Below are 19043 nucleotides of genomic sequence, written 5' to 3' on the forward strand. Positions count from 1 at the left end.
GAGACAAGACATGATCAAGACCGCCCTTGCTACCCTCGCCGCCGTCGGCGTGATGATGAGCGCAGCCCCTGCGGAAGCCCATAAGAGCAAGCATCGGCACGGGCACGGCGCCAGCCGGATGTATGACGACCGCGGCTATTACCGCGAGCCCCGCCCGATCACCCGCGACACGCGCACATGGCGCGGCGACGATGGCCGCTATTATTGCAAACGCGCGAACGGCACGACGGGCCTGATCATCGGCGCGGCCGGTGGCGCACTGCTCGGCCGGACCATCGATACGCGCGGCGACCGCACGCTCGGCACCGTCCTCGGTGCCGCTGGTGGCGCCTTGCTCGGTCGGGAAATCGAGCGCAGCGGCGCGCGCTGCCGCTGATTTCCGCTTGAGTTTGGACGTGCCGGAGTGGCCCTGAGGTCGCTCCGGCACGGGCCGCTCAACTCTGAAGATTATAGCTTTTCATGAGATCGTAGAGCGTCGGCCGGCTCACTCCCAGCATTCGTGCCGCGCCTGAGATATTGCCCTCGGACCGGGCGATCGCCCGCCGGATCGCCGCCTGATCGGCCGCCTCGCGCACCGCGCGCAAATTGACCACCGGGCCATCCTCGCCGTCCGCTCCATCCAGATCGAGATCGCCGGCGGTGACCATCTTGCCCTCGGCCAGGATGACCGCACGTTTGACGCGGTTTTCCAGCTCCCGCACATTGCCCGGCCAGTGCCAGGCATCGATGGCGGCAACGGCATCGCTGGCCAGGCCACGCACCTGTGCATTCAGTTCCGGGGCGAAGCGGGCGACGAAGCGGCGCGCGAGCAGCACGGCATCGCCGGTTCGCTCAGCAAGAGCCGGGATGCGCACGACGATCTCTGCCAGACGATAATAGAGATCCTCGCGGAAGCGGCTCTGGGCGATCATCTCCTCCAGATTCTGGTGGGTCGCGCAAACGATCCGGCAATCGACCGCGATCTGCTGGCGTCCGCCGATCCGCTCGATGGTCCGCTCCTGCAAGAAGCGCAGCAGCTTCACCTGCAGGGCGAGCGGAATATCCCCCACTTCATCGAGGAACAGCGTGCCGCCCTGCGCCTGTTCGATCTTGCCGGGCGTGGTCTTCACCGCACCAGTAAAGGCGCCCTTCTCGTGCCCGAACAGCTCGCTCTCCAGCAGCGTCTCGGGGATCGCCGCGCAATTGATCGCCACGAACGGTCCGGCTGCGCGGTCGCTCTTTTCGTGCAGGCCGCGCGCGAGCAACTCCTTGCCAGTGCCGCTGGCGCCAAGCAGCATCACGGACACGCTGGCGCTCGCCACCCGTTCGATCATGCGCGCGACCTTGAGCATTTCCGGCGATGCCGTGATCATATGCCCGAGCACCCGCGCATCGGCGGGGACGGCCTCGGCGAGCCGCCGGTTCTCCTGCTCCAGCGTATGGACGTGGAAGGCGCGGGCGACGATGTGGCCCAGCGAATCGATGTCGAGCGGCTTCTGGTAGAAATCCCACGCCCCCTGCGCGATCGCACGCCGGGCACTTGCGCGGTCGCCCTGGCCGGACGCCACGATCACTTTGGTCGCCGGGGCTTCGGCGAGAATTTGCGCCAGCGCGGCCATGCCCTCGGTGATTCCATCCGGGTCCGGCGGCAGCCCCAGATCGAGCGTGACCACCGGCGGCGCTTCCGCGCGCAGGATGTCCATCGCCTCCTCCCGGTCGCCGGCGATCAGGATGTGATAACCGTCATAGGACCAGCGCAACTGGCGCTGCAGGCCCGGATCATCCTCGACGATCAACAGTTTCGGGCGCATATCCGCCATCAGGTCATACTCCGCATCGGCATGTCTCTTGCGTTCTCACTTGGGCTGGAGACTGGCAGCCAAATCGTGAACTGGCTGCCTTCTCCCTCGACACTCTGAACGAGCAGCCGACCGCCCATCGCCTCGACCAGCGCGCGCGTTTCATGGGCGCCAAGGCCAAATCCATTGGCTTTGGTTGAACTGAACGGCCGGAACAGACGGTCGCGCATGAAGGCGGCGCTCATCCCCTTGCCCCGATCGATCACGTGAAGATCCAGCCCGGCATCGCCTTGCTCGACGACGATCCGCACCAGGGCTCCGTGCGGGCTGGCCTCGATGGCGTTGCGCACCAGATGGGTGAGCGCGCGCTGCAGATTGTCCGCATCGACGATAACCCGCTGGTCAAGCGCACCCTCCACGACGACATTGCGCGTGCCGCCGGCCCAGGCGCGGGCGAGATCGCCGAGCCATGGCCCCAGCAGCAGTTCCTCGCGCTCGGAGGGGCGCGCCCGCCCGCCACGCCCAAGGCGCTGGATGAGGTCGTTCATCCGCGATGAAGTTTCTTCCAGCGTCAGGATCATATCCTCCCGAAACGCCGGATTGTCTGCGTGGCGGCGGGCGTTGCCGGCCAGTAGCGTCATCTGGCTGACCAGATTCTTGAGATCGTGCAGGATGAAGGCGAAGCGACGGTTGAACTCTTCGAACCGCTGCGCTTCAGCCAAAGCCTCGCGATGGCGCTCCTCCGCGACGCGAGCGGCAGCTTCACCGCAGACGACGCGCAGAACGTCGAAATCCTCCCAGTCGAGCGCGCGAGAGCGTGGCGGTGCCGCGAGCAGCATCACGCCGATGATCTCATCGCGGCAGATGAGCGGCGCGATGGCCCAAGCGACACGGCTCTCCAACATCGAGGCCGGGAGAAGGGCGCCCAGATCATGTCCCTCGCGTGCGATGTCGAGAATCTTTCCGGCCGGGACCATCCGGTCGGCGACGGCAATGGGCAGGGTCAGCGGTGCCGGGCTAGCCTCTGGCCACGCATAGGCACAGACGCGGACCAGACGCTCGTCCTGCCTCAGATACAGCGCACCGGCCGGCGCATCGACCGCCTGGGCAATCGCCCGCGCGATCCGGCAATCGAGGCTGGTATCATCCGTATCTCCGCCATCCATCGTGGCGGAGAAGCGGAGCCAGAGGCTGCGATAGTCATATCGATGCGCGAACACATGCTTGGAGATTTCGCCCCGCAACCATGACCGCATCGAGGCCGACGGCAGAAAGGCCAGCACCGCGACGGCAAGGGTGAAAAGCAACGCGAACTGGACGATGCGTGCCATGGGAGCGCTCATGCCGCTCAGCAAGCCGACCAGCAGCAGGATGACGCAAATATAGAACAGCGCGAGACCCGCCGAGACGAGCCGGGTCGTCAGTGTGCGCGAGAGCGCGAAGGCGCGCGTGCCGTCGCTGCGCAGGCCCAATGCGAGCATGATCGCCAGCACCGCCATCACGAACCCGCGCATCGGCGCGAGCGGGGTCATGCTCCCTTCGGCGAACCAGACCAGCAGATAATGGTTGAAATCATAGGCCCACATGCAGGCCAGCGCGGCGGCCAGCCAGCCCTCACGACGGGCGGATTCCGGGTCACCGCGCCCGGTATTCCAGCGGAACAGGAGGAGCAGCGCGCCCAGAGCGAAGGCGGCGCGCAACATCCAGGTCATTTCGAAATAAACGAGAATGCGGCGATCAAACCGAATGCCTTCGCCCATCTGCAGATCGAAAATCAGCTGAACAGCGAGCACAAGCGCCAGAGCCAGCACCACGACCTTGGGGCCGGCCCGCCCGCCCGGTCGCCAGACCCGCGAAAGGCTGGCCAGTGCTGCCAGCCACGCCGCGTTGCGCATGGTCTCGGTGACGCCATCGCTCAATTGGCCGAGCGGGCTGAAGCCGACAAAGGCGTGCCGCAGCGACCACAGCGCCGTCAGCGCCAGCGCGACGATGACGAACTGCGCCGCGGCGATCCGATGGGGCTGCCGCGAAATCAGGATCGCGAGCGTGGCGAACAGGATCGCCGCGAGCGCGTGACCCAGATGGCCGGCAATCAGCCAGACAGTCATGCGCATCTCCCCCGGCTAGGCGACCGCGCGGCCGTGAAGACCACGCCGCCCACGCCGCAGCCCGGCCATCCCGCTTTACAGGTCAGTGTAAGATGATCCGACACCCAGCCGGCTTATGGTGAAATAGCAAAAATATGCTGAACGCGGCAGACCGCCGATGCGCGATGCCGATTTTTACCGGATGCTAAGCCTGTTTGCTTATCATGCCCGTGTCCGCGAAGACCGGACGAGCCGGAGCCATTCATGCCCAACCGCATCTATCTGCTGATCGCCCTCGCCTTCATCATCGGTGGCCCGATGCTTGTGATGGGCATCAGCAATGTCCTGCCCTCAGACCCGGCGGCAGAGATGGTGGCGAACGGCGGGCAGGCCCCAGAACCGCTGGTGGATGAGGCTCAATCCGAACCGGACGCGGAGGCACCGCCCCCGCCGATGGTGGAACAGGCGCCCGGATCGACCGATCCCCTCTTCGATGCCAACCCGACGCTGGACGCGGAGTCCGCCCGCGTCTCACTGCCCGACCCGGTCGCCGAGGATGTCCCCGCACCGGCGCCCCCGGCCCACGCGGAAAACTTCTCGCCGCAGTCCGGTTTTGGCGGCGACGACGGCAAACCGCATTATTGAGGCGCGCGTGATCTTGCAGCGATCAGTCCACGCCCCGTAGAGAATTCATATCTCTTGGACGTCCGCGACAGAGCAGCGCAGACTTGCTGGTTCTGGAACCGAAATCGCGTAGTTAAGGGCGCCTTCTTCGCCGCGATCTAAATCGTAGACTTAGCCATGCGAGCCCCAAACCTATCGGGATCGAAACCACAATCAGCCCGATAATGGATAACGACCAAGACCAACCTCGTTCTCTCGCGAAAGTTAGGAATGCGAAAGTGAAAAGCGCTCCGAATATGTGAACGCCATAATCCGATAGTTTTAGGTTCCGCCGCCTCATGCTCGCCCAGTTGCCTCATGCCAACGATGCCCACAACGGCGGCGTGTCCGGAATGGCGCCTTCAAAGATAAATACAAGATAACGGCCAATCAGTGAATGCGCCCACCCGACCTACGACTTCCCAAAAATATCCAGCACCGCAACCGTCAGCGCCTTTGCAGCCGTGCCGATCACCGCACAGGGATCGGGCGCCCAGAGCGGGCTGTGGAGCGACGGCAGGCTGATCTCGCCGCGCTGCGCAGCGGCCACCTTGTCAGGGTCCACCCCGCCGACCCAGAAGATCATGCTCTCGATGCTGTTATCGGCGCGGTGATATTGGCCGAAATCTTCCCCGCCCATCACCGAGGGCACCTGTCGGACCCGATCGGCACCGAAATGGGCGCGCAGCACGCCCGCGACATGATCGCTGAACTGCGGCGTGTTGTAGGTGGCGGGCGTATAATCCTGCTCCACCGCCATGATCGGCATCCGGTCCTCCGGCACACCGGCCGCCATCGCCTCGCCCCGCGCGATCCGCTCGATGCCGCCCAGCAGGCGCCCGCGCGTCTCATCGGAATAGCTGCGCACGGTGATCAGCAGCTTTGCCTCGTCCGGAATGACATTATGCTTGGCGCCGGCGACGAAACTGCCGACCGTCAGCACGGCCGCCTCCTGCGGATCGCATTCGCGGCTGACCAGCGTCTGCAGGCTGGTGACGATGCGCGCCGCGATCACGATCGGGTCGATGGTCTTGTGCGGGTAGGCGCCATGGCCGCCCTGGCCGCGCACGGTGAGGTCCACACTGTCCACATTCGCCAATACCCAACCCGGCGTGTAGCCGATGGTGCCGGATGCAAGCTCGGCGCTGTCATGGAAGGCAAGGACATGGCTTGGCTTGGGGAAGCGCGTGAACAACCCGTCGTCCAGCATGGCCTTGGCACCCAGACCGATCTCCTCGGCCGGCTGCAGGATCATCACCAGCGTCCCCGACCATCGCGCCCGCAGCCTAATCAGCGCCTGCGCCGCGCCGGTCCAGGCCGTCATGTGCGTATCGTGGCCGCAGGCATGCATCACCGGGCTCTCGATGCCATCGCGCGTCGTCGCCCGAACCCTTGAGGCGTAGGGCAGACCGGTCTTTTCCTCGAGCGGAAGCGCATCCATGTCGGCGCGGATCATCACCACCGGGCCGGGGCCGTTCTCCAGCACAGCTACCACGCCCGTCTGCCCGACCTGCTCGGTAACGGCAAAGCCAAGCGCCCGCATTCGCGCCGCCAGCGTCGCGGCGGTCCGTACTTCCTGAAAGCTCAGTTCCGGGTTGGCGTGCAGGTCGCGATAGATCTCCAGCAGTTCGGGAAGCGCTGCATCGATGGTCGCGTCTATATGGGAGGCCGCAATGGCTTCCTTTGACGCTTCACTGAAAGACATGTCTGTTCCTTCTGCCCCGTGACGGCCGCGATCATAGGCGCTTTTGCGCGCCTTGGAAGGGCAGTGAGCCGAAGCGCTTCCAACCCGCCTGCTCTGTGCCTATGAGGCGGGCATGAAGCTGGACCGCCCCCCAAAAGCCGTGGTGTTCGATATGGACGGCGTGCTGTTCGACACCGAGACGCTCTATCGCGCGGCGATGTTTGCCGCCGGCGATGAGGGCGGCCATGCGATCACCGAAGCGCTGTTCAATGCCACATTGGGATGCCCATGGCCGACGGCGCGCCAGCAGTTGCTCGACCATTTCGGCGGCGATTTTCCGGCCGATTATTTTCGGCATCGCGTGCGGGCCCATTTCGACCAGTTCGTGGCGCGGGATTTGCCGCTCAAGCCCGGCGTCGTCGCCTTGCTCGATGTGCTCGATGCGGCGGGGTTGCCCCGCGCGATCGCGACATCCTCCGGCCATGAGCAGGTCCGGCATCATCTGGCGCATCATGGTTTGGCGGATCGGTTCATGCATGTCGTGGCGTTTGGCGATTATCAGGCGGGAAAACCGGCGCCCGATCCCTATCTCCTCGCCGCCGATCGGCTGGGCGTCTCGCCGGCCGATTGCCTTGCCCTTGAGGATTCCCACAATGGCGTGCGCTCGGCAGCCGCGGCAGGCATGATGACGGTGATGGTGCCGGATCTAATGGCAACCACAGCAGAAATGCAGGACCTTTGCGCCCACATCGTCGAGGATCTGCACGCTGTGCGCGAGATCGTGCTGGCGTCGCTTTCGGAAGGCCGCGTGGTCGAACGCCGCTAGTCCGCGCGCCCGGTGACTTGCTCGTCGGCCGTGGCATCGGCCTCCTGAGCGGCGCCCTCGCCCGGTGATGGCGCCGGCAAGCGCCCAAGCGCTTCGACCGGCTCGATCGCGTCGATCTCCCGCGATCCGGTTTCGACACTTAGATCCTTGAAGCGTCGCCCGGTCACCAACACGCGATTTTCGAAGCTGGAGACGAATTTATTATAGCTGGAAACCGAGCCATTGAGGCTGCGGCCGAGCGAAGAAAGATGCCCGGCGGCCACCGCCAGCCGCTCATACATCTCCTTGCCGAGCGCCGCGATCTGCTGGGTCTGTTCGGCCATTTTCTCCTGCCGCCAGACGCTTGCCACCGTGCGCGCAATGGCGACCAGATTGGTCGGCGTGGCCAGCAGCACACGCTTCTCGAAGGCCCATTCCCACAGGCCGTCATCCTGCTCCAGCGCTGCCGCGAGGAAATGCTCGCCGGGGATGAACATCACGACATAGTCCGCCGCATCGCCAAAGCGCGTCCAGTAATCCTTGGCGCCAAGCTGCTGCGCGTGGTTGCGGATCGCGCCGGCATGGGCCTTGAGATGCCCGACCCGCACCACCTCGTCCACGGCGTCGACCGCTTCCAGATAGGCGTTGAGCGAGCATTTGGCATCGATGATGAGTTGCCGCCCCCCGGGCAGACGCACGATCACGTCCGGGCGAAGCCGGCCGTCGGCGGTATCCACGGAAACTTCCGAGCGGAAATCGGCGAACTGGCTGAGCCCCGCCATTTCAAGCACGTTACGCAATTGCTGCTCGCCCCAGCGCCCGCGCGCCTTGGGGCTGGAGCGCAGCGCATTCACCAGCCGCGCCGTCTCCACCCGCGCCTCGGCACTGCCCAGCCGAACCTGCTCAACGGCCTCGCGGAGCGCGGCGTAGCTATCCACCCGCTCCTTCTCGACCTTGCCCAGACCTTCCTCATAGCGCTTGAGCGTCGTCTCGACCGGCTGGAGCAACGCCTTGAGACTGGCCTCGCTTTTCTCATGGGCCTGATGGAAGCGCTGATCGGCGCGCTCGATGAGCATGCGCTGCGCCTCGTTCAGCAACTTGCCGGCGGTCTCACTGAACTGCGCAGACAATTGCTCGCGCGCCTCACCCAGCGCGCGAATTTGGGCCTCGAAGCCCTCCATCCGCGCCTTCTGATCGGCCTGCACAGCCGCGAGCATCCGTTCGGCCTCGTCCCGCGCGCGATCGGTGTCCTCCAGTTTCGCGCGCAAGGCGTCGGTCTCTTCCGCCCGGCTCGCCGCCACCGCGAGGTCGCGCAGCGCGGCGTTGCGCATGTCCTCAAGGGTGGCGAGTCGGTCGGCGAGAGTCTTGCGCTCGGCCTCAACCGGCGCAGCCATGCGGGCGCGCATCAGCCAGCCAGCGACAAGCCCGACCAGCAGAAGAAGCAGACTGAGAACAAGGCTTTCGACGGTCACGGCAACTCGCGGCAAAACAGGAACGAAATGAGAACCTATCGCCACTGCCCCTCAAGCGCAAGCCCGTCACTCGATATGGCCCTGCTCGCGAAAGAAGCTGTTGAGGGCGCCGAGCATCGTCTGCCACCAATCGACGACATCGGCGAAATTGCGCTGTGTCAGGCCGCCATAGGTGGTCACGTCATAGGTCAGGTCGAGCGAGCCATCCTCGTCCACCGCCATCTGGCTGAACCGGTTCTTACGGTTCCACAAATTGGCGAGCTCTGGCGTGTTCTTGCCGTCATCCACGAAGCTGGTCGAGAAATGCAGTGAGGCGCAGTTCTTGCCGTCCTCGCATTCGTAGAAATAGATGTTGAAGTTGTAGCCGCTCGCCGCGCTGGTGATCATCGGGTTGCCGCTCGACTCACTCTTGCTCAGGCTGGCCTTGTAGCCGGCGTCCTGGATCGCCTTCACCACCGTCTCGGGCGCATTGGCGCAGACGAGCCCCTTGCCGCACGGTTCCTCATCGGCCGCATGAGCGGGCGCCGTCATCATCACAAACGCACATGCCGCAGCGGAAATCCAAGCGGTCGTCTTCATCGTCGTCCCCATTGCTCGTTACGGCCAAGGCCTTATCGCGATGAAGCGGACATCGCCACACCGCAAAGCCTATTGCAGATATGTTCTTCATATGTTCTATTGACGCATGAGTGCGATCAAGGGGCGCGGCGCCCCGGCCAACGAGGTATCGAGCCGTTTCCACCTGCCCGCGCGCGAGGTGGATGGCGACTGGCTGGATGCGCGACTGGCGGACGAGGAGGATCAGCCGCCCCCCCTGCGCACCACCGTGACGCTGGAGCAGGCGCGCACGATCATCACCCGCAACAATTCCCCCGACATTGGGTTTGAGCAATCGGTGAATGCCTATCGGGGCTGCGAACATGGGTGCATTTATTGCTTTGCGCGGCCGAGCCATGCCCGGTTCGATCTCTCGCCGGGGCTGGACTTCGAGAGCCGGTTGTTCGCCAAGCCGGACGCGGCCAGGCTGCTGCGGCAGGAACTCGCCAAGCGTGCTTATCTGGTGAAGACCATCGCGATGGGGACGAACACCGACCCCTATCAGCCCATCGAAGCGCGGTATCGCATCACGCGGGCGTGCATCGAGGTGCTGGCGGACTGCCGCCATCCGCTGATGATCACCACCAAATCCAACCGGGTGTTGCGGGATCTCGATCTGCTGGCGCCGATGGCGGCGCAGGGGCTGGTCGCGGTGGCGATTTCGCTGACCACGCTGGATGCCGGGCTGCACCGCAAGCTGGAGCCGCGCGCGCCCTCGCCTGCCAGTCGGCTCGCGGCGATCCGCGGGCTCTCACAGGCGGGGGTGCCGGCCCATGCCAGCCTGTCACCGATGATCCCGGCGATCAACGATCATGAGATCGAGGCGCTTGTCGCGGCGGCCGCAGAGGCGGGCGCGCAATCGGTCTCGTTCATTCCGGTGCGGCTGCCCTTCGAGGTCGCGCCGCTGTTCCGGGATTGGCTCGATGCGCATTATCCGGACCGGGCCGCCAAGGTGATGAGCCTCATTCAGTCGATGCGGGGCGGGCGCGACAATGATCCCAATTTCGGCACGCGCATGCGTGGGTTCGGGGCTTATGCGGAGTTGATCGGCACGCGCTTCCGCGTCGCTCAGGCACGCCATGGCCTTGGCAAGGGCCGCCTTGCGCTGCGGCATGACCTGTTCGTGCCGCCGTCCGATCAGGGCGATCTGTTCAGCATGCTGCGATGAACAGACCGCCCTTCGGCTATGTCAGATCAGTTGAAGGACACGCGCATCGTCGCCTTGCGACCCCTCAACGTGTAGCCAACCGCGCCGAAGCCGATGACCAGCATGGCCCAGACAGCCGGCTCAGGCACCGGCGGAGCGTTGGTTCCGTTTACGGCAATATTGTCGATGTTCGCCGAAGCGCCACCGACAACGAAGCCGAAGACGACCCGGTCAACCAGATTGCTGGCGCCGGCGATGGTGGAGAAATCCCCGGAGAAGGTCGAGAGCAGGCTGAACACCGGCACCTGACCCGCAAAGCCGGTCACGCTGTAGAGCAGGTTGCTGTCCACGGTCGCCAAATCGAAGCTGTCCAGCGTGAAGCTCGCGCCGCCCGCCGTCAGATCGAACAGGCTGAGCGCCGTCCCGCCGCCAAAGCCGACGCTGGGCGCGCTATTGCCCGAGCCGGCATCGACCACGGAAGACCCCAGCACATTGGCGAAGGTAAACCCATCCTGCGTGTAGCTGGTGAACGGATCACCCGATCCGGAGAGACCATCGAAGCTGATGATTGCGGCCTGTGATGGTGCCGCCAAGGCGGCTCCGGCCATGAGCGCCGCTGTGAGAAGCGGCAGTTTGTACATAGTTTTCATCGGTAACTCCCAAATCCTAAGAGTCACCCCCGACGCCACCCGATGGAACGGGATGGCACCCCCGCCGCTGCGATGGTTAACATTTCGCAAACGCACAATAGCGCTGCGTTCAATTGTGCTCACGAGGCGAGGAAAGCCGCGTTGGTCCGCGCGCCCTCGCGGTGCGGTGCAGCACGTCGCGCGTCAGGCACGGTTTAGCGGGAGGCGACCAGCGCCAGCTGCGGCCCGTGCTGAGCTAGCACCACCTTGGTCACACCGCGCACCGTTTCGACCCGCTCGCCAAGCTCGGCATCGAGCTGGAAATCCTCGCCGAGGATGACCCGCGCCCGCCCGCCATCGGGCAGCGCCGCGTCCAGCTCCACCGTCGAGCGCGCGCCGCGCCGTTCGCCCAGCATCTGCCGGAGCGCAGGAATAGCGCTCGGCTCCTCCACGGAAATGACCATCCGCATTCGCGCCGTGCCCGCGAGGCGCGCGAAGGACTGGACGTTGCGCACGGTGACGCGCGGGGTCTCCTCACCGGGCTGGCGATCCAGCTCCACGGTCAGCAGGGCGCATTCGTTGCTCTCGTGCAGGGTGGCGAGCAGCTTGCAACTTTCCTCATCGAAGCAACTGGCCTGGAACTGCCCGCTCGAATCCGAGAAGGTCGCCGAGGCGTAGCGGGCGCCGCGCTTGGTCTCACGCCAGCGTATATCCTCGATCAGCCCCGCCATCATCGCACCGGTGCGGTCGCCGCCGCCAATGCCATCCGACTGGCCGCACAGTTCCGCATAGCTGCGCACGCCCTTGCCGCGTGCGAGGATGCGATAGCGGTCCACGGGGTGCGCCGAGAAATAGAAGCCGAATGCCTCCTTCTCCTGCGCCATGCGCTCGACGGCGGCCCATTTCACATCCGGCAGCGGCACGTCCGCATGGGAAACATCCTCCCCACCGAACAAGCCGCCCTGCCCGCTCTCGCGCTGCTCGGCGGCTTTGGCGGCAACTGCGAGCAGCGCCTCCGCCGCGGCATGGACCACCGCGCGGTCCAGACCCAGGCTGTCGAAGGCGCCGGCCGCCGCCAGACTCTCAAGCTGCCGACGATTGAGCAGGCGCGGCTCGATCCGCCCGGCCAGATCATCGAGATCGCGAAACGCGCCGCCTCGGACCCGCTCCTCGACCAGCGTTTCCATCGCCTTCTCGCCCACGCCCTTGAGGCCGCCCAGCGCATAGCGCACCGCATGGCGGCTGGCGTCCTCCGGGTCCGGTTCCACCGAGAAATCGGCCTCGCTGACGTTGATGTCCGGCGGCAGGCAAGTCAGCCCCATGCGGCGCATATCATCCACGAACACGGTCAGCTTGTCCGTCTGGTGGATATCGAAGGCCATGGAGGCGGCGTAGAATTCGGCCGGATAATGCGCCTTGAGCCACGCGGTCTGATAGGCGAGCAACGCGTAGGCGGCCGCGTGGCTCTTGTTGAAGCCATAGCCGGCGAACTTGTCGATCAAGTCGAACAGCTCATTGGCCTTCTTCTTGTCGATCTGGTTGTGCGCCTTGCAGCCTTCGACGAAGGTCGCGCGCTGGGCGTCCATCTCCGCCTTCACCTTCTTGCCCATGGCGCGGCGCAGCAGATCGGCGCCGCCGAGCGAGTAGCCGGCAAGGATCTGCGCGGCCTGCATCACCTGTTCCTGATAGACGAAGATGCCGTAGGTCTCGTTCAAGATCGGCTCGAGCAGATCGTGCGGATATTCAATCGCCTCCTCGCCATTCTTGCGGCGGCCGAAGAGCGGGATATTGTCCATCGGGCCTGGCCGGTAGAGCGAGACGAGCGCGATGATGTCGCCGAAATTGGTCGGCTTCACGGCGGCGAGCGTCTTGCGCATGCCCTCGGATTCCAGCTGGAACACGCCGACCGTGTCGCCCCGCTTGAGCAGATCGTAGACCTTCGCATCGTCCCAGCTCAGCCCTTCCAGATCGACGCTAACGCCGCGCTTGGCGAGCAGCTTGACCGCGCGTTGCAGCACCGAGAGGGTCTTGAGGCCCAGAAAGTCGAACTTCACCAGCCCGGCGCTCTCGACATATTTCATGTCGAACTGGGTCACCGGCATGTCGGACTTGGGATCGCGGTAGAGCGGGATCAGCTCCGACAACGGACGATCGCCGATCACGACGCCGGCGGCGTGGGTGGAGCTGTTGCGCGGCAGGCCTTCCAGCATCATCGCCTGATCGACCAGCCGCTTGATCTGCCCGTCCGCCTTATATTCGGCCACGAACTCGGCGGAGCCGTTCATGGTCCGCTCCAGCGTCCATGGGTCGGTCGGGTGGTTGGGGACGAGCTTGGCCAGCCGGTCGACCTGATTATAGCCCATTTGCAGCACCCGGCCGGTATCCTTGAGCGCCGCGCGCGCCTTCAGCGTACCAAAGGTGATGATCTGCGCGACCTGATCATGGCCATATTTGCCCTGCACATAGCGAATGACCTCGCCGCGCCGGGTTTCGCAAAAGTCGATGTCGAAGTCCGGCATCGAGACGCGCTCGGGATTGAGGAAGCGCTCGAACAGCAGGCCCAGCGCCAGCGGATCGAGATCGGTGATCGTCAGCGCCCAGGCGACGACCGAACCAGCGCCCGATCCACGGCCCGGCCCCACCGGAATATCCTGCGCCTTTGCCCATTTGATGAAGTCGGCCACGATCAGGAAGTAGCCGGGGAAGCCCATCTGGATGATGATATCCAGCTCGAAATCGAGCCGGGTGAAATAGTCCGGATAGCTCTCCCGCAGCGCAGCTTCGTCAAGCTCGGCCGCGGCCTCGCCATGCGTCTGCTGGTGGATCTTGCGCAGGCGCCCGACCAGACCCGCCGTCGCATCGACGCGCAACTGCGCCTCCTCACCGTCGCGGTCGCCGGCAAGGCTGGGCAGGATTGGCTTGCGCTTGGGCGCCATCACCGCACAGCGCTGCGCCACGACGAGGGTGTTGGCGATGGCCTCCGGCAGATCAGCGAACAATTGCTGCATCGCATCGGCAGGCTTCATCCAGCTTTGCGGCGAGCTTTTCGGGCGGTCGTCGCTCTCCACATAGCTGCTGTTGGCAATGCAGAGCAGCACGTCATGGGCCGGATGGAAGCCGGCATCGGCATAACAGGCGGGATTGGTGGCCACGAGCGGCAGATTGCGCGCATAAGCGAGGTCGATCAGCGCGTCTTCCGCCGCCGCCATGATCGCATCGTCCGTGCGGGACAGCTCGATATAGAGGCGATCGCCGAACAGCGCGGAGAGACGGCCCAGATAGCGACCGGCTTCCTCCGGCAGGCCTTCCGCCAGCAACCGGGCGAGTGCACCTTCGCCGCTGGCCGTCAGGCAGATAAGACCGTCGGCATGGCGCTCCAGCGCCTCGAAGGAGACATGCGCCTCCTCCATTTCCGGCCGCTCGACATGGGCGCGGCTCGCCAGCGCACAGAGATTACCATAGCCGACGTCATCCTGCGCCAGCAGGACCAGCCAGTCGATCTGCACCGGCGCATTGTCCGGCCGCCCGGGGCGCGCCACCGCGAGCGTGGTGCCGATGATCGGCTGCACGCCGGCCTTGGCGGCCGCGTCGGAGAAGGCCATGGCCGCATAGAGGCCGTTCCGATCGGTCAGCGCGGCGGCCGGGAAGCCCAGCTCCTTGGCCCGCGCGGCAAGCTGCTTGGGCGCAATCGCGCCTTCCAGCAGGGTGTAGGCCGACAGGTTACGGAGCGGAACATAGGGCTGGTGCGGCATGACCGCTGTTATGGGGCCTTAGCGCCCATCTGGAAAGGGCCGCGCGCAAGTTACCCACAGGCTTTGCACCACTGAGACCGCCGGCACGGGGTCATCCCCGCAATCCCCCTGAACGCCCGATCTTGCAAGGACTTGCGCCCCGGACCCAAGATGGTTCAATGAGTCGCAGAAACAGGGGACGGGATTATGGACATCGAACCGACGGGTGGCACGGCGCCATCGCTCATGGAACGCGCGAAGGCGATCATTCTCAAGCCCAAGGCGGAATGGCCGGTGATTGCGGCGGAGACGACGCCGAGCGGTGACATCTTCACCAACTACGCCCTGCCACTGGCGGCGATCAGCCCGATCGCGGCCTTCGTCGGCGGCCAGCTCTTCGGCTTCGGCGCGTTCGGCTTCAGCTATCGACCGTCGCTGATGGGCGGCCTCTCCATGGCGGTGACGAGCTTCATTCTGGCGCTGGTCAGCCTGTTCCTCATCAGCTTCATCGCCAACAAGCTCGCGCCCAAATTCGGCGGCGTCGGCAGTTCTCGCAACGCCTTCAAGCTCGTCGCCTATTCGATGACGGCCAGTTGGCTAGCCGGCATCTTCAGTATCGTGCCGTCGCTCAGCTTCCTTGGAATTCTCGGCCTCTATTCTTTCTATCTCTTCTATGTCGGCGCGGCCCCGCTGATGAAAGTGCCGCCCGAGAAGGCGCTGACCTACACGATCGTGACGGTGCTGTGCGTGCTGGTGATCTATATCGTCATCGGCGCGATCACCGCCACGGTGGGCCGCACCTTCGGCTTCTCGCCCTCGGGCAGCCTGGGCGGCGGCACGGTGACGACGGAGGATGGCGCGACGATCGCCCTGCCCGGCGTCGGCAACATCGATACCGGCAAGATCGAGCAGGCAGCGCGCGACATGGAAGCCGCGCAGACCCGTGAGGCCGTCGCCCCGGCGCAATTGCAGGCGCTCCTGCCCGCCAGCATCGGCGCCTATCAGCGCACGGCGATCAGCAGCGTCAAGGCCGGCCCCACCAGCCAGGCCGAGGCAAGCTATGAGGCAGGTGGCAAGCGCTTCACTCTCAAGGTCTCCGACATGGCTGTGATGGGTGCGATTGCCGGCATGGCAAGCGCCATGGGCGTTGAATCCAACCGTGAGGATGGCGACAGCTATGAGCGCACCACGACGGTGGACGACAATATGGTCATCGAACGCTGGGACCGCGGCGCCGGCAACGGATCGTTCGCAACCACGGTCGACAAGCGCTTCATGGTCGAGGCAGAGGGCGATGCGGGCAGCATTGACGAGTTGAAGGCCGCCGTCGCTGCCATCGACATGGCCAAGCTGAAAGGCCTGGGGCGCTAATCAGGCACCGATCCGTTCAAAAATAGCCCGCGCCTGACCGCCTCAGGCGCGGCGCCGGATTGCTCCGGCCATTACCAGTCCAGCACTTCGCCATCATAGGCCCAGAAGCGGCCGCTATTCTCCATGCTCAGGCCATCGAGCACCTGCCGCAATCCCGCCGCGCTGGTCTCGACGTCGATGTCCGCGCCGGGGCCACCCATATCGGTGCGTACCCAGCCGGGGTGGAGGGAAGCCACCGCAATCCCCTCGCCAGCCAGATCGGCGGCGAGGCACTGGACGACCTTGTTCACCGCCGCCTTGGAGGCGCGATAGGCGAGATGGCCCGACTGAGGCGCGGCCATCGACCCCATGCGGCTGGAGGTCACCGCCACGCGCGGATGAGCCGCTTTGCGCAAATTGGGCAGCAGTGCCTGGATCACCCGCAACGGCCCGAGCACGTTCACATCGAGCGTCCGCAGGAAGCCATCGAAGTCCATGTCCGTGCTGCTCTGACGCTCGGGGCCGATCACTCCGGCATTGGCAAGCAGCAGGTCGACCGGCCTGCCATCGAGCGCCGCAGCGAACTTGCTGACCGATTGCGCATCCGCCACATCCAGCGCCATGGTGGTGCCGAAGATGGGGTCGGCCCGGTCTTCGCCGCGCATGGCGCGGATCACATCATGCCCGTCCTGCGCATATTGCCGCGCCAGTTCCAGGCCGATGCCCCGATTGGCGCCGGCGATCACGATGGTTGCCATGAGTCGTCTCCTGTCGCGTGCCGCCGGCCACCATGGCGCGCCGGCACAAATCGCTAATCGAGAAACCCGTCATGCAGCCGAACGATCCGGTCCATCCGTGCCGCCAAGCGCTCATTATGCGTCGCGATGAGCGCGGCTGAGCCCTGCTCGCGGACCAGCCGGATGAATTCGTCCAGCACCACATCGGCCGTGCGCTCATCCAGATTGCCGGTCGGCTCATCGGCCAGCACCAGCGCCGGGCGATTGGCGAGCGCACGCGCCACCGCGACGCGCTGCTGCTCGCCGCCGGAAAGCTGGCTCGGCTTGTGCTCGAGCCGGTGGCCGAGACCGAGGCTGGTGAGCAGGCTTTCCGCCCGCGCCAGCGCCTCAACCTTGCTCTTCCCCAGGATCAGCTGCGGCAGGATGACATTCTCGACCGCGCTGAAATCGGGCAGCAGATGATGGAACTGGTAGACGAAGCCGAGCTTCTCGCGCCGCAGCGTCGTGCGGCCATCATTACCTTCGCTTGCAACTTCGACGCCGCAGAGGCGGATCGAGCCGCCAAAGCCGCCCTCCAGCAGGCCGATCGCCTGCAACATGGTCGACTTGCCGGAGCCGGACGGGCCGAGCAGCGCCACGATCTCGCCGGCCTGCACGTTCAGGTCCACGCCGCGCAGCACGTCGATTTTGGCGCCGCCCTGCGTGAAGCTGCGCGACAGGCTGTGAACGGAGAGCACCTCACTCATAGCGCAGCACCTGTACGGGGTCGGTATTGGCAGCCTTCAAGGCCGGATAAAGCGTGGCGAGGAAGCTGAAGCCCACCGCCATGATGCAGATCGCGCCGATCTCGACCGGATCGGGCTTGGACGGCAGCGAGGTCAGGAAGCGGATCGACGGGTCCCAGAGCTGCTGGCCGGTGAGCATCTGCACGCCATCGACAATGCCCTGACGGAAGAACAGGATCACCGAGCCAAGGACAAGCCCCGCGCCGGTGCCGAGCGTGCCGATGGTCACGCCCACTGTCACGAAAATCCGCAACAGGCTGGCGCGCGTGGCGCCCATCGTGCGCAGGATCGCGATGTCCCGCGTCTTGGCGCGGACCAGCATGATCAGGGAGGAAAGGATGTTGAACACTGCGACCAGAATGATCAGCGACAGGATGACAAACGAGACCACGCGGTCCACCTGCAAGGCCTCGAACAGGCTGGCATTCATCTGCCGCCAGTCGATCACCTGGCCTTGGGTCGCTACCTGCTTGGCCAGCGGCGCTAGGATCTCGCCGACCCGGTCCGGATCTTCCGTCTGCAACTCGACCATGCCGACCTTGTCGCCCATCAGCAACAGCGTCTGTGCGTCCTGCATCGGCATGATCACGAACGCCTTGTCATAATCGTAGATGCCGATCTCGAAGATGGCGCCTATCTCATAGGGGAGCTGGCGCGGCACCGTGCCGAAGGGCGTCGAGCGCCCGGCCGGATTGATGACGCTGATGGACTGGCCAACGCCCACGCCAAGCGCCTCGGCCAGGCGGGAGCCGATCGCCACCTTGCCGCTGCCGGCCCGCACATCCTTGAGCGAGCCTGCCAGCACCTTGCCGGAGAGCGATGCATTGTCGTGAATATCGGCTTCCGTCATGCCGCGAATCAGGGCCGCTTCAACCCGGCCGTTGAACGTCGCCAGCAGCGGCTGCTCGATTAGGGGCGTCGCGCTGGTCACGCCCGGGGTGGCTCGCGACTGCCGCGCGATCTCTTCCCAGTTGTCCAGCCGCCCGCCATAGCCCTGCACCACCGCATGGCCGTTCAAACCCACGATCTTGTCGAACAGCTCGGCGCGGAAGCCGTTCATCACGCTCATCACGACGATCAGCGCGCCCACGCCCAGCATCACCGCGACGAGGCTGATGGAGGCGACGAGGAAGATGAATCCCTCGCCCTTGCCAGGCAGCAGGTAGCGCCGGGCGATCATGCGTTCGTAACGATTGAGGATCATGGCAGGGGCAGAAGCCTCGCGGGGGGACAGTCTGCGCACCTCTATGGTGCGGGGGAGGGAGTGGCAAGGCCCTGCGGCCTGACCGGGGGCATGGCGCGCCTGTTGCGGATATGGCACAGGGTGCTTAACAATTTCGTAGCGTCGCAACTTGCCTGATGACAGCCGCCGTGCGTCATCCTAGCGTCAGCGGCGAAACACAGGCAATCATAGCAGGCCGTGGTTCAGGGATGTCGCATCCCGCCTGACTCGCTTGAGGGGGCCGGACAGGTGAGCGGAAGCGATGCCAAAGGGGGAGACGATTAATCGTCCACGGGCGCCCGGATCGGCAACGATCTGGGCGCTTAGTCTTTGTGGCGATCTTCCCCGCACGTCTA

Annotated in this window: 15 protein-coding genes; 5 read left to right on the plus strand and 10 right to left on the minus strand. The window is 65.1% G+C overall.

The features are described 5' to 3' along the window. Positions 1–10: 10 nt before the first annotated feature. Positions 11–376: a glycine zipper 2TM domain-containing protein gene (locus M2343_RS05505; protein ID WP_181559532.1), complete on the plus strand. Its 366-nt coding sequence runs from the start codon at positions 11–13 to the stop codon at positions 374–376. Positions 377–434: 58 nt separating this feature from the next. Here M2343_RS05505 and prsR read toward each other — a convergent pair whose 3' ends face one another. Both prsR and prsK read right to left on the minus strand, forming a co-directional pair. Beyond that, positions 435–1799, minus strand: a complete 1365-nt coding sequence (gene prsR, locus M2343_RS05510) for a PEP-CTERM-box response regulator transcription factor (protein ID WP_264575897.1) — start codon at positions 1797–1799, stop codon at positions 435–437. After that, positions 1799–3886, minus strand: coding sequence for an XrtA/PEP-CTERM system histidine kinase PrsK (prsK, locus tag M2343_RS05515; protein WP_264575898.1), 2088 nt, complete (start codon positions 3884–3886; stop codon positions 1799–1801). The genes prsR and prsK overlap by 1 nt, the downstream gene beginning before the upstream one ends. Before the next feature lie 243 nt (positions 3887–4129). Between prsK and M2343_RS05520 the strand changes: the two genes are divergently transcribed. Then, positions 4130–4510 carry a hypothetical protein gene (locus M2343_RS05520; protein WP_264575899.1) on the plus strand — a complete coding sequence of 127 codons (381 nt, stop codon included), beginning with the start codon at positions 4130–4132 and terminating at the stop codon, positions 4508–4510. A 430-nt stretch (positions 4511–4940) separates the two neighbouring features. Here the strand turns inward: M2343_RS05520 and M2343_RS05525 are convergent, their stop codons facing one another. Beyond that, positions 4941–6233: an amidohydrolase gene (locus tag M2343_RS05525; protein WP_264575900.1), complete on the minus strand. Its 1293-nt coding sequence runs from the start codon at positions 6231–6233 to the stop codon at positions 4941–4943. Between the two features lie 112 nt (positions 6234–6345). Between M2343_RS05525 and M2343_RS05530 the strand changes: the two genes are divergently transcribed. Beyond that, entirely contained in the window at positions 6346–7038 is a 693-nt protein-coding gene (locus tag M2343_RS05530; protein WP_264575901.1) for an HAD family hydrolase, read from the plus strand. Here the strand turns inward: M2343_RS05530 and rmuC are convergent. Together rmuC and M2343_RS05540 are read right to left on the minus strand one after the other, a co-directional pair. Next, on the minus strand, positions 7035–8489 hold the full coding sequence (gene rmuC, locus M2343_RS05535; protein WP_264575902.1) for a DNA recombination protein RmuC: 1455 nt from the start codon (positions 8487–8489) through the stop codon (positions 7035–7037). The two genes, M2343_RS05530 and rmuC, sit on opposite strands and share 4 nt — an antisense overlap. Positions 8490–8555: 66 nt before the next feature. Next, positions 8556–9068, minus strand: coding sequence for a YbjN domain-containing protein (locus M2343_RS05540; protein ID WP_264575903.1), 513 nt, complete (start codon positions 9066–9068; stop codon positions 8556–8558). Positions 9069–9174: 106 nt separating this feature from the next. On the opposite strand from M2343_RS05540, the gene M2343_RS05545 reads away from it, so the two are divergent. After that, positions 9175–10254 carry a PA0069 family radical SAM protein gene (locus M2343_RS05545; protein WP_264575904.1) on the plus strand — a complete coding sequence of 360 codons (1080 nt, stop codon included), beginning with the start codon at positions 9175–9177 and terminating at the stop codon, positions 10252–10254. Between the two features lie 26 nt (positions 10255–10280). Here M2343_RS05545 and M2343_RS05550 read toward each other — a convergent pair whose 3' ends face one another. Together M2343_RS05550 and dnaE are read right to left on the minus strand one after the other, a co-directional pair. After that, positions 10281–10883, minus strand: a complete 603-nt coding sequence (locus M2343_RS05550; RefSeq protein WP_264575905.1) for a PEPxxWA-CTERM sorting domain-containing protein — start codon at positions 10881–10883, stop codon at positions 10281–10283. Positions 10884–11077: 194 nt separating this feature from the next. Beyond that, positions 11078–14614, minus strand: a complete 3537-nt coding sequence (gene dnaE / locus M2343_RS05555; protein ID WP_264575906.1) for a DNA polymerase III subunit alpha — start codon at positions 14612–14614, stop codon at positions 11078–11080. A 186-nt stretch (positions 14615–14800) separates the two neighbouring features. On the opposite strand from dnaE, the gene M2343_RS05560 reads away from it, so the two are divergent. Then, positions 14801–15964 carry a Yip1 family protein gene (locus M2343_RS05560; protein WP_264575907.1) on the plus strand — a complete coding sequence of 388 codons (1164 nt, stop codon included), beginning with the start codon at positions 14801–14803 and terminating at the stop codon, positions 15962–15964. A 71-nt stretch (positions 15965–16035) separates the two neighbouring features. Here the strand turns inward: M2343_RS05560 and M2343_RS05565 are convergent, their stop codons facing one another. The 3 genes from M2343_RS05565 to M2343_RS05575 are packed head-to-tail and all read right to left on the minus strand — an operon-like array spanning position 16036 to position 18669. Then, the gene (locus tag M2343_RS05565; protein WP_264575908.1) at positions 16036–16701 is read right to left on the minus strand and encodes an SDR family oxidoreductase; all 666 of its coding nucleotides are present in this window, start codon (positions 16699–16701) and stop codon (positions 16036–16038) included. A gap of 53 nt (positions 16702–16754) precedes the next feature. Next, the gene (locus M2343_RS05570) at positions 16755–17426 is read right to left on the minus strand and encodes an ABC transporter ATP-binding protein (RefSeq protein ID WP_264570168.1); all 672 of its coding nucleotides are present in this window, start codon (positions 17424–17426) and stop codon (positions 16755–16757) included. Beyond that, a complete protein-coding gene (locus M2343_RS05575; RefSeq protein ID WP_264575909.1) occupies positions 17419–18669 on the minus strand; it encodes a lipoprotein-releasing ABC transporter permease subunit in 1251 nt (416 codons plus the stop codon). The genes M2343_RS05570 and M2343_RS05575 overlap by 8 nt, the downstream gene beginning before the upstream one ends. Positions 18670–19043: the final 374 nt, after the last annotated feature.

The organism is Sphingobium sp. B8D3B, from assembly GCF_025961875.1.
Taxonomy (GTDB): domain Bacteria; phylum Pseudomonadota; class Alphaproteobacteria; order Sphingomonadales; family Sphingomonadaceae; genus Sphingobium.

Bases quoted from the DNA above. Each gene is read 5' to 3' on its own strand.
- prsK (WP_264575898.1), bottom strand. From the start codon at position 3,886: ATGACTGTCTGGCTGATTGCCGGCCATCTGGGTCACGCGCTCGCGGCG.
- M2343_RS05565 (WP_264575908.1), bottom strand. From the start codon at position 16,701: ATGGCAACCATCGTGATCGCCGGCGCCAATCGGGGCATCGGCCTGGAA.
- M2343_RS05570 (WP_264570168.1), bottom strand. From the start codon at position 17,426: ATGAGTGAGGTGCTCTCCGTTCACAGCCTGTCGCGCAGCTTCACGCAG.
- M2343_RS05575 (WP_264575909.1), bottom strand. From the start codon at position 18,669: ATGATCCTCAATCGTTACGAACGCATGATCGCCCGGCGCTACCTGCTG.
- M2343_RS05545 (WP_264575904.1), top strand. From the start codon at position 9,175: ATGAGTGCGATCAAGGGGCGCGGCGCCCCGGCCAACGAGGTATCGAGC.
- M2343_RS05525 (WP_264575900.1), bottom strand. From the start codon at position 6,233: ATGTCTTTCAGTGAAGCGTCAAAGGAAGCCATTGCGGCCTCCCATATA.
- M2343_RS05560 (WP_264575907.1), top strand. From the start codon at position 14,801: ATGGACATCGAACCGACGGGTGGCACGGCGCCATCGCTCATGGAACGC.
- M2343_RS05550 (WP_264575905.1), bottom strand. From the start codon at position 10,883: ATGAAAACTATGTACAAACTGCCGCTTCTCACAGCGGCGCTCATGGCC.
- M2343_RS05520 (WP_264575899.1), top strand. From the start codon at position 4,130: ATGCCCAACCGCATCTATCTGCTGATCGCCCTCGCCTTCATCATCGGT.
- prsR (WP_264575897.1), bottom strand. From the start codon at position 1,799: ATGGCGGATATGCGCCCGAAACTGTTGATCGTCGAGGATGATCCGGGC.
- M2343_RS05540 (WP_264575903.1), bottom strand. From the start codon at position 9,068: ATGAAGACGACCGCTTGGATTTCCGCTGCGGCATGTGCGTTTGTGATG.
- dnaE (WP_264575906.1), bottom strand. From the start codon at position 14,614: ATGCCGCACCAGCCCTATGTTCCGCTCCGTAACCTGTCGGCCTACACC.
- M2343_RS05530 (WP_264575901.1), top strand. From the start codon at position 6,346: ATGAAGCTGGACCGCCCCCCAAAAGCCGTGGTGTTCGATATGGACGGC.
- M2343_RS05505 (WP_181559532.1), top strand. From the start codon at position 11: ATGATCAAGACCGCCCTTGCTACCCTCGCCGCCGTCGGCGTGATGATG.